Consider the following 267-nt stretch of genomic DNA (forward strand, 5'->3'; position numbering starts at 1 on the left):
CGGTTCCCTCCGTGCTTCTGGTCTTTGCGGCCTGCATGCTGGTGACGCTAAGGGAGCGCCGAATGGCGGACGGCAAGCTCAAAGAACTGACGAAGCGGATCATCGATACGCAGGAGCAGGAGCGCGCCCGCCTTGCCCGGGAGCTGCATGACGGCATCTCCCAGAATCTCGTCGGCGTCAGATATGCGATCGACCTGGCAAGCAGGAAGGTCCGCAGCAAAAGCGACGACGCCTCCGGCGCGATCGATCGGGGCGCCGAGGCCCTGA

The 267-nt window shown here is 64.4% G+C and carries 1 protein-coding gene; it reads left to right on the top strand.

Annotated features, from left to right (window positions below; genetic code table 11):
- Positions 1-267 (top strand): histidine kinase (locus tag EOD29_RS32145; RefSeq protein ID WP_245475506.1); only part of this gene is annotated, 267 nt, incomplete at both ends.

The organism is Mesorhizobium sp. M1A.T.Ca.IN.004.03.1.1, assembly GCF_003997555.1.
Classification (GTDB): domain Bacteria; phylum Pseudomonadota; class Alphaproteobacteria; order Rhizobiales; family Rhizobiaceae; genus Mesorhizobium.